The following is a 14,887-nucleotide window of genomic DNA, read 5'->3' as shown; positions in this document are numbered from 1 at the left end:
TTGCCACGAGCAAGCAAAGGAAGTACATATGAAAGCACAGAAGACGAGTATTACAAAGAAATTAATTCTAGGTGTATCTCTTACCCTTATAGCCTCTCTGTTAATTATCTCACTTATCGATTATGCAATAGCAAGCTATGAAATCAATCGTTCGAATCATATTCTGCTAAAGAATGCAATCGAAACCTCCCTGTATGAGATTAAGAAGGATTATACTTATGCCACCAGTGATGATGCCTGGATGACCGAAGAAGAGGCAAAAAAAGCGGCTTTGCTGACCATCAACGAATTTATGACAGGTGTTGCAACAGCAAATACCTCTGATACCGACGGAACCTCAAGCGCTACCGTTGATACAGAATCTATGGAACCAATATTAAGCCTTGGTAAAAATGGTTATTTCTTTATCACCAATTCCAAGGGAGACGTGGTATTCCATCCTTTCCTGAAAGATAATCAATATAACCTGAAATCCCAGGACGGCCGTCTGATTATACAAGAGCTTATAACCCTTGCCAAGAATGGTGGTGGTGAACTGAAATACTCTCTTGACAGTGAGAGCAGCAGCGTATCAGAGAGCAGAACTGTCTATGCCAAATATTTTCCCCAATGGGACTGGGTTGTTACCGCTGTAATTTATGATTCGGATCTGCTCAGGGGACCGGACAGGATATTTCAGAGCAATCTGGTTGCTTTAGCTGTAATTCTGCTTGTATCCATATCTATTATTGTATTAATTGCAAGAAGAATTACCGCTCCCATTAAATCCATTGCAAAATCACTGCACCTGGTATCGGAAGGCGATCTTACCGTAAGCAAAATCCATGTAAAATCCAATGATGAAACCAAGCTTTTGGGAGACAGTGTGAATCTGCTTATCGATAAATTCCATGGAATTGCAACCTCTCTGAATCAGTCCAGCAACAGCTTAAGCAACTTCTCTGCTGAATTAAAAGCTTCCTATGATGCTGCAACAGAAGCAAGCTCCGCAATAGCGGCTTCCATCGTACAGATTGCTTCCTCCAGCGATGAACAGGTAAAAGATATCTATGAAGGTGTAATGGAAATGAATGTACTGGGAGAGCATATCAGGGAAACTGCTAATGAAAGCAAAACTGCCAGAAGCAGCGCCGAGAAGACTCTTTCCTTAAAGGAATCAGGTATAGCCTCCGTTGGTGCTTTAAAGGAAGTAAGCCTTGAAAACCAGCAAACTTCCCTGCAGCTAGAGGCTGCCATCGCTGCCATGAACAAGCAGGCTCAGGATATCGGTACCATCGTAACTGTAATCGCCCAGATAGCTGGACAGACAAACCTGCTGGCTTTGAATGCAAGCATTGAAGCTGCCAGGGTAGGGGAAGAAGGAAAAGGGTTTGCCGTTGTAGCCAGTGAAATTAGAAAGCTGGCGAATGAAACTGCCTCGGCTGTAGAAAATATCAGTAAAATGGTAACAGAGGTACAAGAGCAATCAGAGAACGCAGAAAGTTTTGTAAAAATAAGCGCTATAAGCGCAGCTAAGATTAGTGATAACGTTGAACAAACGGAAACCGCCTTCTACAGTATTGCGGAAGAACTTAAAAATCTGGTATGCGATATCAACAGCATCGCAGAATACAATAGTGCGATTGATCAGAAGAAGGAGACCCTTTCCCTGCTCCTACAGGAGCTTTCAAAACAGACAGAGGAGGTATCAAGTTCTATTGAAGAAATTACTTCTTCTTCCGAACAGCACAATCTTGTAATGAAAAATGTAGCTGACAGTGTTACTTTGCTTCATGATATGACTGAGAATCTAAATAGCATGATAGGTATTTTTAAAGTAAACAAATAACCATTACGGTATTAATTCTAAGACCCTAGAAAGGAACAAAAGATGAATGAATTTTTGAAAATAGTTACCCAACGCAGATCTGCCAATAAATTTATAAAAGGTGAAAAAATACCAAGACAGGATTTTGAAGCAATCTTTGAAAATCTTTCTCAGGCACCCTCCTGCTTTAACCTGCAGCATGCTCATTATTACATAGGTGAAAGTGACCAGGTAATTGAAGAATTATTTCAGGCAGCTTACCGGCAATACAAAGTCTCAACCGCTTCTGCGGTTATCATAGTAACCGGTGATCTGGATGCATATAAAAAAGCAGCGGAGATCTATGAAAGCTCCAGACTGCTTAATATCATCGACCAGGAAGAGTATGACAGCATGCTGGCTTCTATTTACTCCCTGTATGAGAACGGCGGTGGACCCTTTCAGAAAGAGGAAGCTATTCGCAATGCCTCTCTTTCTGCCATGCTTTTCATGCTGTTGGCAAAAGACCTTGATTGGGATACCTGCCCTATGATTTATTTTGATCAGGATAAGGTAAAAGAAATATTTAATATACCCGAAAATGAAATTCCTGTACTTATGATAACGATGGGTAAAATGGATAAATCCAGTTTTCGTATCAGAGGTTACCGTAAACCCGCCAGTGAATACGTTATGTATAAATAATAAAACTTTAGGTATTTTCAGACAGTTCATCCTCATAATAGGAAAATACCTGTTCTATGTGTTTGAAATATAGGTGACCATCCTCCCAGGGATCAAAATGCAGATCCATTCTGGAATCACTCCAATTTTCAGGCGTTCCCTTTGTCCTTAATTTCCCGGCTGTTACCGGTTCTTCTACAACTGCCGGGAACTCTTGATAGCCAAAGAGAAGATTCTCATGCATGGCTATAATTTCGTATTTCGGCCCGTAAAAAGCTCTCTCCTCCTGCAGTTGGTAGTGGTAATAGATATAGCTGCTCATCATCTCAGGTTTAAGATGTGCCACCCTTCCCTTTCTGCTTTCAACGGGAGCCTTTCTCCGCCAGTGCTCTTCACTGTCCGGTTCATTGAAATGAAATACCTCTATCATGGGAATCCATTTTCTCATTTGATTTTCTCCCGGCCAGTCAACAAGGTATTGCTCAACAACCTGTAAAAATGTGTCCGGTTGAATAATTTCTTTTTTGCACTCATAATAAAGAAACAGCTGCTGCTCCCAGCAGAAAGCACCTATGGTCATCAACAGACCTTCCTTTACGAGCCTCTTTGGTGTACTGGCAGCCTTTAAAGCTTCCTTAGCCTTCGCAAGACACTCTTCTTTGATCTGTGCTCTGTAAATCATTCTTTTCATTGCAATTTCCTTTCTGGAATATCTTTTCCACCTCATATGTATTGACCTTATTGTACCGAAACACCCTAACCGAATCTATGCAATTCCTTTCAGAAACTATGCAGAACCTGTCCAATATAAAATCCATTGGAGTAAGTGTGGCAATTTAATAATTTCTAATTTCTCCTATCATTTGACTTCATTTATAGAAAGTATTACTATAATAAAGTGTGATATTATTTTTAAAGCAATCATTATAAGCCTCAGCTTATATCGATGAAAGAAGGAGAAATAATTATTATGGATACTCTACTGATTAAAGGCGGTCTCATTCATGATGCCGTAAACGAAACGCCTTACATAGCAGACATATTAGCAGTAGGAGGTAAGATTACAAAGATACAGCCAGATATCAATCCGGAAGAAGGTACCAGCGTTGTAGATGCAAAAGGTCTGTACATATATCCCGGTCTTGTTGATGCCCATTCTCATATTGGCCTTGATGGATACGGTATTGGCTTTGAAGGCAGTGATTTCAACGAAATGAACGATATCCTGACACCTCATCTGCGTGCCATTGACGCAATTAATCCCATGGATGTTACTTTGAACCAGGCTGCTTTAGGCGGCGTAACCACTGTAGCAACCGGGCCTGGAAGCTCTAATGTGCTGGGAGGCACCTTCACTGCAATCAAATTAAGCGGATTACGCATTGATAATATGATACTGAAAGAAAAGGTTGCTATGAAATGTGCTTTTGGCGAGAATCCCAAACGCTGTTATAAAGATAAGAACAACTTTTCCCGTATGTCAACTGCTGCGAAGCTCCGCGAGATGTTATTCCAGGCAATGGAGTATCGCGACAAGCTTATAAGTGCCGGTGACGACCTTTCTAAAAAACCAGCATTTAATATGAAATTAGAAGCACTGCTGCCGGTCTTAAATCGTGAAATTCCTCTAAAAGCTCATGCTCACAGAGCGGATGACATCTTTACTGCAATCCGTATTGCAAAGGAGTTCAAGGTAAAGCTTACGATTGAGCATTGTACGGAAGGGCACCTTATTGTTGATGAGTTAGCGAAAGAAAACATCCCTGTTGCAGTTGGTCCTTCCCTGGGTCATGCAACAAAATATGAGCTGAGAAATAAATCCTTTACAACTCCCGGAATTTTAGCGAAAGCAGGCCTCTCTGTCTCCATTATCACTGACAGCCCGGTAATTCCCCAGCAGTACCTTGCCATGTGTGCAGGCCTGGCTGTAAAATCCGGAATGGAACCTTTTGAAGCCTTAAAAGCAATTACCATAAATCCAGCAAAACACATTGGTATTGAAGAAAGAGTCGGTACTCTGGAAGTTGGAAAAGATGCTGATATCGTATTGGCAGATGGTGAAATTTTTGAATCCCTTACCAACGTTGTAAAGACATTTATAGACGGAAATCCTGTAGAACCCAGCCTTACTACCCATTAACAGATAATAAATATGATTTGGCTCTATAGCAAAGTGAAAGATACACCGCGTCTTAACGGTTTCGTTATCCTGCTTTTTATAGAGCCTTTCTGTTATTAAAGCTCTTTCAATATAAAACCTCTTTCAATATAAAACCTTCAGCAAGGTACAGTTATTTCAGCATAGCCAAATTGAATTCAACAGGCTTGCGATATTTAATGCGCTTAACTTATCCACCTTTTGTTTACTATGACATGATTGTATCAACAATTGCCTATGACTGTTATATAAAGGTATTTATGTACGCAGCTTTTTCTTTTCGGAGCATACCATATTTTCTTAGTTCCTCCAGTATTTCATTCTCTGTATGACAGCCCTCCGGCGCTTTGCTTCTGCTGTCCGGTTTATAACACTTGATATAGGTACTATGGCAACTAACCTCCTGGAAACCAAGCTGCTCATAAAGGTATTTTGCAGGGTTTCCAAAAAGAACATCTATGGTTACTTTTTCCGGGCTGTTTACTTTTATGATTTTATTGATCAGAAAAGAAACCATAAGCCTTCCATACCCTTGTCGGTGCAAATCAGGTCGTACTGCAAGCAGGTGAATCTTATTGGCATAGATAACCCCAACAGCAGCAATTACACCCTTCACTTCCATTACATATCGGTTGGACGAATCACACGCCAGTCTTTCCCTCTCTGATTTGGAAAGCTGATTGTAATAGGAAGGTTTCATACCTAAGCTCTCTCTTAGCAGATAAAAACCAATATCACTTACTGTATGCCAGCCAAAATAATCAGAATCTCTGTAATTTCTTATAACAATACCTGTATCCTTCAGCAGTTCCTTGCTTCCTTCCTCTAGGGCAACCAAGGTATTACTTCTTTCCATCTCAATGATATGACAATAGAGGTCATAGCCGTTCTTCTCAAAGAAATGTGCCACTCCCGTATCCTTTGTAAATTCACAGGTCACACTTTCATATGAGCTTTTAGCAATAAGCTTATCTGAGAAACGAAGCAGTTCTGTTCCTATTCCTTTATATCTGTGTTTTTCATTGATAAACACAGATATCGCTGCCTGTAATGCAGTAACCCTTTTTAACATAAGAAAGCCTGCAATCTCATTTTCCTCATAGCTTAGGTATATTTCACCACTGCCGGACTCAATTACTTTTTCAAAGGTCTTTCCTAAGGATAAATCCTTAACAAGCATATTTTTGATTTCATCGATTTCACGAAACGTATCAATTTTTTTAATATACATACCATCCCTCCATTCGCTTTATAATCGCTTCAGTCTATATGAGAAACTACCTTTTATTATCACTCTATTTTCCATGGATATAGAAAGCCCGCCTGCGGTGCTGTCTGAAAAGAAAGGTAATTTGTCCAGCATTATTTCATCATTTTAGTAGATTATTTCGACCATTTCCATCGCTTTAGAATTCATATCTCCATAATATAAATCAACTGCCGGTACTCTTATAATGCCTTACTCCAAACCTCCATACGAAAGAAGCCAACAAGAAGAAGAAAGTTCCCCCAGGCAAAGCCAGGAACCCTTTGAAATAACTGTCTTCTGTCCACCCACAGATGGAAGCTGCCGGATAATAGCTTATTAGAAGCATTGGCATAAAGAAAGTAAACAGATATTTTAAGGCTGCAGGCATATAATCCATCGGGCATCGGGTAACCTGATAGCTTACATTGGTGAAGATATAAATCCAATCAAGCCCTTTGATAGAAAAGAAAGCTATCCCGGAGGTTATTACAAAAACTCCCGTATAGGTAAAGAAACCTCCCATAAATGCCATAATGAGCATACAGATATCCAGCCATCTTAAGCTTACCTTTAAGGCCTGTAAACAGTAAATAGTTGTTACCAGCCCGCTTGCAACCCTGGCCAAACGGTGCAAATGAAAGTAACTTCCTGCCACCTGAGCCATTAAGGATCTGGGTCTTAGCAGCAACCGGTCAAAATCACCACTTCTTATCATCTTCCAGGGAAAATAATCAAACCCCCGGCAGAAACTCTCGGCAAGTCCATAACTTGTGACGGCAATGGCATAGATAAGCAGTATCCTGTACACCGACCATTCACCGATACTTCCAAATCTTGCGAACATAAAGATAAGACCAATTGGGTCTGTAATAACTACCAGCAAGGTTTGGAAAATCATTAGCGGCCACCCCTTATACTGCAAACCCGTCAGGAAATTCATATGTATTAAATGAAAATACAAAATCAGATCTTTTTTGAGATTATTGACAATACTACGCTCTTTCCTTTTCTTATAACTAAAATAATTCCTGTTGCCCTGTGTATTCTCCACTTAACTTTTACTCCTTTCACCCATGCATTAACGCTGACCTTATTTTACATAAATGCTCTTCTGTCGACCATGTTACAGTACTGCTTTTCATTACACTTCTGGAATTTTCAGTACTGCCTTTTCGTTGTATTAAATTATCCACCCTGTACAATCACCTTTTTTAGTCGTCTGTTCATCAGGCTTCTGCCAGCCGCAATAAATACCACTATCCAGAATAGCTGAATACCAATAGCCCATAATCCATTTTCAACTGTCAGTAATCCTAAGTAAAAGCGTACAGGAATATCGAGATAACCGGCAAAGGGCTGCAGAACCAGAAAATTCTGCATCACATCCGGCCATAAAACAAGGGGCAGGTAAGAGCCCGATAATACTCCTGCTATGAGCAGTATCATATATACCGGTCCTTCTCCCCAGTTTATGTTAAGCCGTATAGCGCAGGCTAACATTCCGTAGGAGGTACATAAAAGAAAAGCACTGAACAGTGACACCAGCATAAGCAGAAAACCTGATGGTGATACAGGCAATGCCATCCGATAAGAAGAAGGCATGAAAAAGCCTGCCAGCAGGACTGCCGAACCTCTCCAGATCAAAGGAGCCAGCCTTCCGGCTGCTATTTTGGCAAACCAGTGAAAATACAAATCCAACGGACGGCATAATTCGATTCCCACATCACCGTTTGTAATTTTCCCCAAAATTTCACTATCTACATTCATTGGCTGCATCAGAAACAAAAACTGAGCCAGCCATATATAAGTTATAACCTGCTTTAAGTCCATAGCAGCTAAAAGCCCTGCCGAGTTTTCAGCATATTTATAAAATATTCCATACACCAATATCTCTATAACAGCATATATGATACTGGTAGTCGCTCCTGCGATTCCTGCTAACCGGTATTGAAAACTTTCCGCCGTCTTAATATGAAAAAGAGAAAAACATGCTCTTAACATAAATACTCGATTTATCATTTTCTCTGTCATAAACACATCTCCTCATACATTTGAGCAATAACTTCGTCTATATCCCTTTCTGTAGTGCTGATATCCTTTAATGGAAGCTGCTTTGACAGCCTTTCAATAATTACATGTGCAGCTACTTTCTCTCCGTCATAGAACACTGTCCAGACGGGGCCGTTTACAGTTATCTGCTCCGTTCCTTCAATGGGGATTCTCTCTCTTTCTTCCCATAAAGTTGCCTGCAGCCTGCGAAGTGGTGTATATTTGCTCTTCAGCGCCTGCAGATTCCCATTGTACAAAAGTTCTCCATGTCCGATTACCATAACTTTATTGCATAGTGTTTCTATATCATCCATATCATGGGTGGTAAGTATCATAGTAACGCCGTGATCTTTATTTTCCTTCTTTAAGAAATCCCGAAGAGATAGTTTGGATACTGCATCCAATCCTATGGTTGGCTCATCCAGAAAAAGAATATCCGGTCTGTGCAGCAGGGAAGCTGCAATCTCACAGCGCATCCTCTGTCCCAGTGAAAGCTGTCTTACCGGAGTGTTCATAAAATCCTGTATTTTTAAAGTCTCCACCAGTTCCGTCATTCGTTCTGTATAATCTCCATTGCCAATTCGATATATATTCTTTAAAAGTCTAAAAGTATCGGTTACAGGAAGATCCCACCAGAGCTGGCTTCTCTGTCCGAACACCACTCCAATCCTGGATACGTGAGCCTGGCGATTCTTCCAGGGCGTCCTACCCAGAATGGCGCAATCCCCTTCATCCGGTGTCAGTATTCCCCCCATTATCTTAACTGTTGTGGATTTCCCCGCTCCATTGGGACCGATATAACCTACCAGCTCCCCCGCTTCTATGGAAAAGCTGATATCCTTAAGGGCCTCAATGGTTTTCGTTTCCCGGACAAAGGCCCCTTTTAACACTCCCATCCTGCCCTCCGGCCGTTTTGATATGCGGAAAGTCTTTCTTATTCCCTGAAGTTCAATCTGTGACATGAATACGCCTCCTTCTCTTTTTAACGTGTTTGCTCCATAAGCTTACTAATTTTATATTAGGAGGAAGGAAGTGTCAAAAAGTGAAAAACGCCTCCTATGCTACCCCTACTGGCTTAGAATCCATAGCTGTCTTTATCTCCTTTTTCCTAATTTTTTCTTGACAACTTGCCATTTGCATGCTATGCTATTAATACAATTTACTTGAGAAATAATTGACTTTTGTTAAGTTGTATCAAAAATAGGACTTTTGTGGAGCAATGGATGTTACATTGCTTATTTTTTTGCCTTATACACTTAAATTTACATCCATAAAAAAAGCATGGTGCTCTGATTTACACCATGCTTTTCTCACTATATAAACTGACTTTTGAACTTCATCAGTAATACTTACAATTTACTCATTTCAACTTCACCCAGGAAATTCAGAATCCGTTCATTCACTTCTTTCACATTATCTGTCGGCATATGAGGTCTGTGCCCATACCCCGGAACTATCCAGATCTTAATCTGAGGACATTTCTTTTGCATCTCCCTTAATCGATCAGCACTGGCATAACTATCCTCTTCTCCCGCAATACAAAATATTGGCATATCCAGTTTACTCCAATCCTCTGCTGCTAAGGCTGGATACATGCGCCAATCTCTTAAACTTTGGTACATATGCTGCTTCCAGTCTCCCCCAGAAGCTTCCCCATGGAGGGCTTTGATTTTTTCAATAAATCCCGTCTCATTTCTCTGTAACAATGCTTCCGGTTCATAATCCTGCGAACCTGCAGGGTCGGCAGTTCCTCCACAGCCGATTGTAACGATACTTCTTACCATCTGTGGATAACTGGCAGCCAGGTGGAGCGCTACACCGCCACCAAGACTATAACCGATTAAATGAGCCTTCTGAATACCCATCTTCGTTAGAAACCCAGCCATATCTTCCGCTATAACAGCGGTATCCCAGTTACAATTCTCACTGACTGTGCGCCCATGGCCTCGAAAATCCGGCAGCAAAAGGCGATAATGCTGGAAAAAGGGCTGAATCTGACCGGAGAAAGCAATTATTCCCCTGCTGTAACCGCTATGAAGAAATAAAATAGGTTCTCCGATACCGATATCTTCATAAAAAATCCTGCAGTCATCTACCTGACAATAAGGCATCCTCTCTACTCCTTTACTTCATCTATTTTGAAAAGGTATTTCCTCAAACCGTGATAGTAATTCCCTTTTACAGCAGTAAACTTAAGAATGCTGTAATCAGGATCCGTCGGTCCCTTGGAATAATACTTTTCATCACCTGGTTTCCAGAATGCAAGTTTTGTCTCAGCATCCGAACATATTTCCATTTCACCGGTCAGCATTAAACCATGAAATCCCTCAGAATCCAGAAAATAAATAGAAGCTTTCGAGTTTTTAGTCCAATGTGAAACACGAATGGAGGAGGTATTCGTAGAAAACCAAAAGGTCTCTAATCCTTCATTCTTCACACGGAACATTGCTTTGGCATTTGGATAACCAGCCTCGTCAATGGATGAAACAATTGCGTCACGGCTATTTTCTACTAACTTGATTATACTATCCCTTACTTCTTTCTCCATAATGTCCTCCCTTTTATTACTCTGATTGTTTTTTATAAAATGAATACTGATGAAATGCCACTTCCTTTTTCTTACACTGAGAGTCAGAATGTTAGCGTTCCTTCGATTTTCTCACTATATTTAGCATAGTACTATATGGTACTATTGTCAACCATATTATGACATTAAAAAAGGGGAGAACTTCGTGTCCTTCCCTTTTATCCTATATTTTTTGAAGTATTTGTCAATCTATAAACTACAATTATTTCTTTCTGTATTTTCATACTTATGAATACTTTTATATTGCAAAAGACGTTTAATACTACACATTTCAATATCTTTTATACTATATCTTTTAATAATTCTATTTTTCTGTTTTGTTTCTTTTAGATGATCTTGAACATTTATTCTTTTTATAAACAATTTGTTATCTAATCTTTATTAAATAACTGCTATCTAATTTTCCTTAAATTACTGTTATTCATCCTTAACGGCTGATTTCCATAAGTATACGGAAAATCCCAAAAGGACGGCCACCTGAACAGTAAGAATAATCAGCCCTTTGGTATCCAGCACATCTCCGGTGGAATATGCAATAAAATCATGGGTTGTGTGCCATGCAATTACACCAATCAAACTTCCAGTGATGCAGACGATTTCCGCCAGGACAAGGCCAACCAGAAAAGCAAATGCAACTTGTAGAATAATATATAAAATATTTTTGCCATTTAACAGGTTAACTACATGAAATACACCAAAAATTACGGAAGCACCGATTACAGCTTTCTTTTTACCTTTAATCTTCAGAACCTTTAACGCTATTCCTCTGAAATAAATCTCTTCATTTATACCAACTGCCAATGTATATAATAAAAGGATAGCGGTTGTTACAACGGAGTCAAGTTCCTGAAAACCATAAACAGCAACAGGTAATATCTCAATTAAAAAGATCGGAAGATACCAGACTACCTTTTTACCGGTACCTGCTTTGCCTCTGCAAACACCGTATGCATCAAGTCCACTGCCTGATTTTTTCATAATGATAAGACCGATTATTACAGAAGCTGCCAGAAACCCAGTAATTGCAAGATATGTATCTAATGTATCGAGTTCTCTGATTTGGGAGAAAGCCACGCCCAGGGCTGTCATAAAGGTACAAAGTAATCCTGCTAATACTACTGTAAAATATGGATGTTTCTGTGAGAATTTCTGCTTCATTTTAGTGTCTCCTTATTTCTCTTCTGATTTTAGTTTCATTATTAATCCCATAAATGAATTTCCCAATAATCTCTTGATTTCATCATTGTTAAAACGGCAATTGTTGGTTGCGAACATAGCAGCTATCCCATGGGTTGTAAGCCATACCCCTGCAAACAGCTCTCTGGCCAAGGGAATACTCAATCCCGTTCTTTGGCTTAACATTGCTATAATCTCATCATCCCCTTGTGAGGTATCGACGATTTCCATAACGCTAGCTTCAGAAAATGCCTCTGACATAAAGAGTAGCTTGAACAGATTCTTTTCCTGTCTGGCAAAATCGATATAAGCCAATCCTATGGCCAGAAATCCATTTTCTTCATCTTCCTGGGCTTTTAACATCTGCTCATTGTAAAGTGCTTCGGCCTGCTTACAGACTGCTTCTTTTAGTCCTTCCATTGATCCGAAGGTACGAAATATCGGATGGACGGAACACCCTAACTTACCAGCCAGTTCTCTGGCATTGAGATAAGCAGCACCTTTTTCACGGATGATAGCTATAGCCGTACTGATAATTTCTTCTTCTGTTATCTTAACTTTGGGGGGCATTTACTCACCTCTTTTCCAATCCATCTTTGCACTAATAAATAGTTGTGTATTCCTAACTTAAGAAAAAACAATAATGTCTAAATGATTTAATGACTTAATTGCTTAATAGCTTAATGACTTAATAGCTTGATGGCCTAATGACTTAATGACTTAATAGCTTAATGGCTTAATGGCTTAATGGCTTAATAGCTTAATGGCTTAATGGCTTAATGGCTTAATGGCTTAATGGCTATAACCAAATAACTTGCATTTCAACTAAATATTATTATGTAACAATCGTTACCTAACATCTGTTACTTATTATACGTTAGGTAACACGAACTGTCAATCCATTTTTATATATTTTTTCTTTTTCCTATTATTTTCTCTTTTTTATTAATTTCTCTTTTTATAAATTTATTTTTCTACATAAATACTTTATTAAAACCATTTACCAAATTATCAATTTTCATATGAAGAAAGCTCATACCATAGGGATGAATACCTCCATATAGTATGAGCTGTTATTATTTTGTTATAATATCGCTATTATTATAGTTCTTTTATTTATGATTCATCCATACAAGCATTTCACCAGATTTTCTGTTCCCCCACAAAAAGTAAGGTATAGCTTTGATTACAACATCCTTTTCCTGTTTCTTGTAGGGTTGATATAAGCTATTCTCCCATTTGTCATCAGGAATACGCACTCCCTTTCCGGTAACAGACAGAGCTCCCTTCATTAAATCAGGTTCCTTCTTTATTTCAAATTCAGACTCCGTATCAATTGAGAGAGCCGATAAATTCTCACCATTGTCTGCTTCTTCCAGACAGTACACCAAAGGTCCTCTCTGCAGGGCAACCTTCCCTGCATTGGCACGCACTTCAGGATGGGACTGGATCAATTCAACAGGCATTTCAAAGCTGATACGAATTTCCTCCTGTTCCTTCCACCGTCTTGTTACAGAAACATATCCACCTGCAACATTTCCTTCCAGCGGGTAATTTTCACCATTTACAGTAATTTTAACTTGTCTGCACCAGCCAGGAATTCGAAAGGCAAGGGTGTAATTTCTGGCTTTCTTAAATTCTGTTATAATTCGTATATCACCGTTCCAGGGATACGCAGTGCTTTGTTCAAGAGTAAACACATCTTCTCCAGTAAGAACCTCTGTTTTGCTGGGGATATAAAGATGCGTGTAGAGCGCTTCATTATTATAAGTATAGATATATTGTTTCAAAGAAACAATCAGTCTGGCAAGATTCGGAGGGCAGCAGGCACAACCATACCACTTCTGTCTCACAGGCATTACATGCCTTCTTTCAGGATTTTTAGCGCTTGCTTCCGGCCACACTTCCATAGGATTTACGTAGAAAAAGCTCTTTCCATCAAAACCCATACCGCTGATAATAGAATTATAGAGAGCCTTTTCCATTACGTCAGCAAAGCTGCTGTCTTTTTCCATCAACAGCATCCTGTGCGCAAAGAAAAACAATCCGATAGAGGCACAAGTCTCCTGGTATACCGTGTCATTGGGCAGATCGAAATTAAAGGTAAAGGCTTCTCCGCTGTGCGTGGAACCAATTCCTCCGGTAATGTACATCTGCCTGGTGACAATATTGTCCCATAACCTTCTGCAGCTTTGTTTTAACTCCTCATCTTTGGTCAACGCTGCAATATCAGCCATACCGGCATATAAATACACGGCCCTGACTGCATGCCCTACAGCTTCTGTCTGTTCCCTTACTGGTATATGAGCCTGGTAATAGGAAAGCTCCGGTTTGCGGTCTTCATATACATTCCAAAAAGGTACACGACCTCTCTTTTCCCATTCTTCGATAAAGAAACTTGGCTCCTGCCCTCTCTCATCAATGAAGTACCTGGACAAGTTTAGATACTTCTCATTTCCGGTAACTTTATAAAGCTTAACCAGGGCAAGTTCCACTTCCTCATGACCATCATAACCATGGAGTTTGCCCTCCTCCGTTCCAAAAACTGAATCAATATGGTCTGCAAACCGGCACATTACCTCTAAAAGTTTACGTTTTCCCGTGGCTTCATAATAAGCAACAGCAGCCTCCATCATATGTCCTGCACAGTAGAGCTCATGGCATTCTAACAGATTGGTCCATCTCTCCCCTGGTCTTTTCAATGTGAAGAAAGTATTTAAATAGCCGTCTTTCTGCTGTGCTTTCTCAATAAGCTCTATTACTTCATCTGCCCAGGCTTCCAGCTGGCTGTCAGGTTTGCTGGCAAGGCTGTAACCTACTGCCTCCAGCCATTTTGCAAGATCGCTGTCTTGAAATACCAATCCTTCAAATTCCCCTTCTGCTTCACCGGCTGCAATCCTGAAATTATTGATAGCATGACTTTTCTCTGCCTCCGGTATTCTGTCATTCAGTGCTTCCCACTGATAAGGAATTACCACTTCCTGAACAAGTTTTGTATATTCCTTGAAAAAACCCTCCTTTAAGGTTACCGCCTTTAACTCCGAGGGGCTAGTATAATAGAAATTATCCATTTATTGACCTCCTGAATCAATTATTGTACATGGGGTAATATCGTTGCATACCTGTTTAACTTAAGTTATAATAAGAGTATGACACATTTCGATTACTTTGTCGGTAGTTAAGTCAAACAAAAGGTGG

The 14,887-nt window shown here is 39.9% G+C and carries 13 protein-coding genes; 3 read left to right on the top strand and 10 right to left on the bottom strand.

Features of this window, described 5'->3' with window-relative positions:
* The first annotated feature begins 28 nt into the window (after positions 1-28).
* The gene (locus tag R2R35_RS16105) at positions 29-1,828 is read left to right on the top strand and encodes a methyl-accepting chemotaxis protein (protein ID WP_317730856.1); all 1,800 of its coding nucleotides are present in this window, start codon (positions 29-31) and stop codon (positions 1,826-1,828) included.
* A gap of 42 nt (positions 1,829-1,870) precedes the next feature.
* Complete coding sequence (locus R2R35_RS16100) at positions 1,871-2,491, top strand: nitroreductase family protein (protein WP_317730855.1); 621 nt, start codon at positions 1,871-1,873, stop codon at positions 2,489-2,491.
* A 7-nt stretch (positions 2,492-2,498) separates the two neighbouring features.
* Here R2R35_RS16100 and R2R35_RS16095 read toward each other — a convergent pair whose 3' ends face one another.
* A complete protein-coding gene (locus tag R2R35_RS16095) occupies positions 2,499-3,161 on the bottom strand; it encodes a hypothetical protein (RefSeq protein WP_317730854.1) in 663 nt (220 codons plus the stop codon).
* 279 nt (positions 3,162-3,440) lie between these two features.
* On the opposite strand from R2R35_RS16095, the gene R2R35_RS16090 reads away from it, so the two are divergent.
* Positions 3,441-4,610: an amidohydrolase gene (locus tag R2R35_RS16090; RefSeq protein WP_317730853.1), complete on the top strand. Its 1,170-nt coding sequence runs from the start codon at positions 3,441-3,443 to the stop codon at positions 4,608-4,610.
* A gap of 262 nt (positions 4,611-4,872) precedes the next feature.
* On the opposite strand, the gene R2R35_RS16085 is transcribed toward R2R35_RS16090, so the two are convergent.
* The 9 genes from R2R35_RS16085 to R2R35_RS16045 all read right to left on the bottom strand — a co-directional run bounded on the left by R2R35_RS16085 (position 4,873) and on the right by R2R35_RS16045 (position 14,760).
* The gene (locus R2R35_RS16085) at positions 4,873-5,859 is read right to left on the bottom strand and encodes a GNAT family N-acetyltransferase (RefSeq protein ID WP_317730852.1); all 987 of its coding nucleotides are present in this window, start codon (positions 5,857-5,859) and stop codon (positions 4,873-4,875) included.
* Between the two features lie 202 nt (positions 5,860-6,061).
* Positions 6,062-6,775, bottom strand: coding sequence for an ABC transporter permease (locus R2R35_RS16080; RefSeq protein WP_317730851.1), 714 nt, complete (start codon positions 6,773-6,775; stop codon positions 6,062-6,064).
* Positions 6,776-7,062: 287 nt separating this feature from the next.
* On the bottom strand, positions 7,063-7,908 hold the full coding sequence (locus R2R35_RS16075; protein ID WP_317730850.1) for an ABC transporter permease: 846 nt from the start codon (positions 7,906-7,908) through the stop codon (positions 7,063-7,065).
* Positions 7,905-8,888 (bottom strand): ABC transporter ATP-binding protein, encoded by a 984-nt coding sequence (locus R2R35_RS16070; RefSeq protein ID WP_317730849.1) that lies wholly within the window; start codon positions 8,886-8,888, stop codon positions 7,905-7,907. Before R2R35_RS16070 ends, R2R35_RS16075 begins: the two co-directional genes overlap by 4 nt.
* A 387-nt stretch (positions 8,889-9,275) precedes the next feature.
* Positions 9,276-10,037, bottom strand: a complete 762-nt coding sequence (locus tag R2R35_RS16065) for an alpha/beta fold hydrolase (RefSeq protein WP_317730848.1) — start codon at positions 10,035-10,037, stop codon at positions 9,276-9,278.
* A 5-nt stretch (positions 10,038-10,042) separates the two neighbouring features.
* On the bottom strand, positions 10,043-10,474 hold the full coding sequence (locus tag R2R35_RS16060) for a pyridoxamine 5'-phosphate oxidase family protein (protein ID WP_317730847.1): 432 nt from the start codon (positions 10,472-10,474) through the stop codon (positions 10,043-10,045).
* A gap of 456 nt (positions 10,475-10,930) precedes the next feature.
* On the bottom strand, positions 10,931-11,671 hold the full coding sequence (locus tag R2R35_RS16055; RefSeq protein WP_317730846.1) for a CPBP family intramembrane glutamic endopeptidase: 741 nt from the start codon (positions 11,669-11,671) through the stop codon (positions 10,931-10,933).
* A gap of 12 nt (positions 11,672-11,683) precedes the next feature.
* On the bottom strand, positions 11,684-12,259 hold the full coding sequence (locus tag R2R35_RS16050; RefSeq protein WP_317730845.1) for a TetR/AcrR family transcriptional regulator: 576 nt from the start codon (positions 12,257-12,259) through the stop codon (positions 11,684-11,686).
* A gap of 542 nt (positions 12,260-12,801) precedes the next feature.
* Positions 12,802-14,760: a glycoside hydrolase family 127 protein gene (locus R2R35_RS16045; RefSeq protein WP_317730844.1), complete on the bottom strand. Its 1,959-nt coding sequence runs from the start codon at positions 14,758-14,760 to the stop codon at positions 12,802-12,804.
* Positions 14,761-14,887 lie beyond the last annotated feature (127 nt).

This window comes from Anaerocolumna sp. AGMB13020 (assembly GCF_033100115.1).
Classification (GTDB): domain Bacteria; phylum Bacillota; class Clostridia; order Lachnospirales; family Lachnospiraceae; genus Anaerocolumna.
Note: the sequence above shows the minus strand (reverse complement) of the source record. Positions and strands in the feature narration are given on the sequence as shown.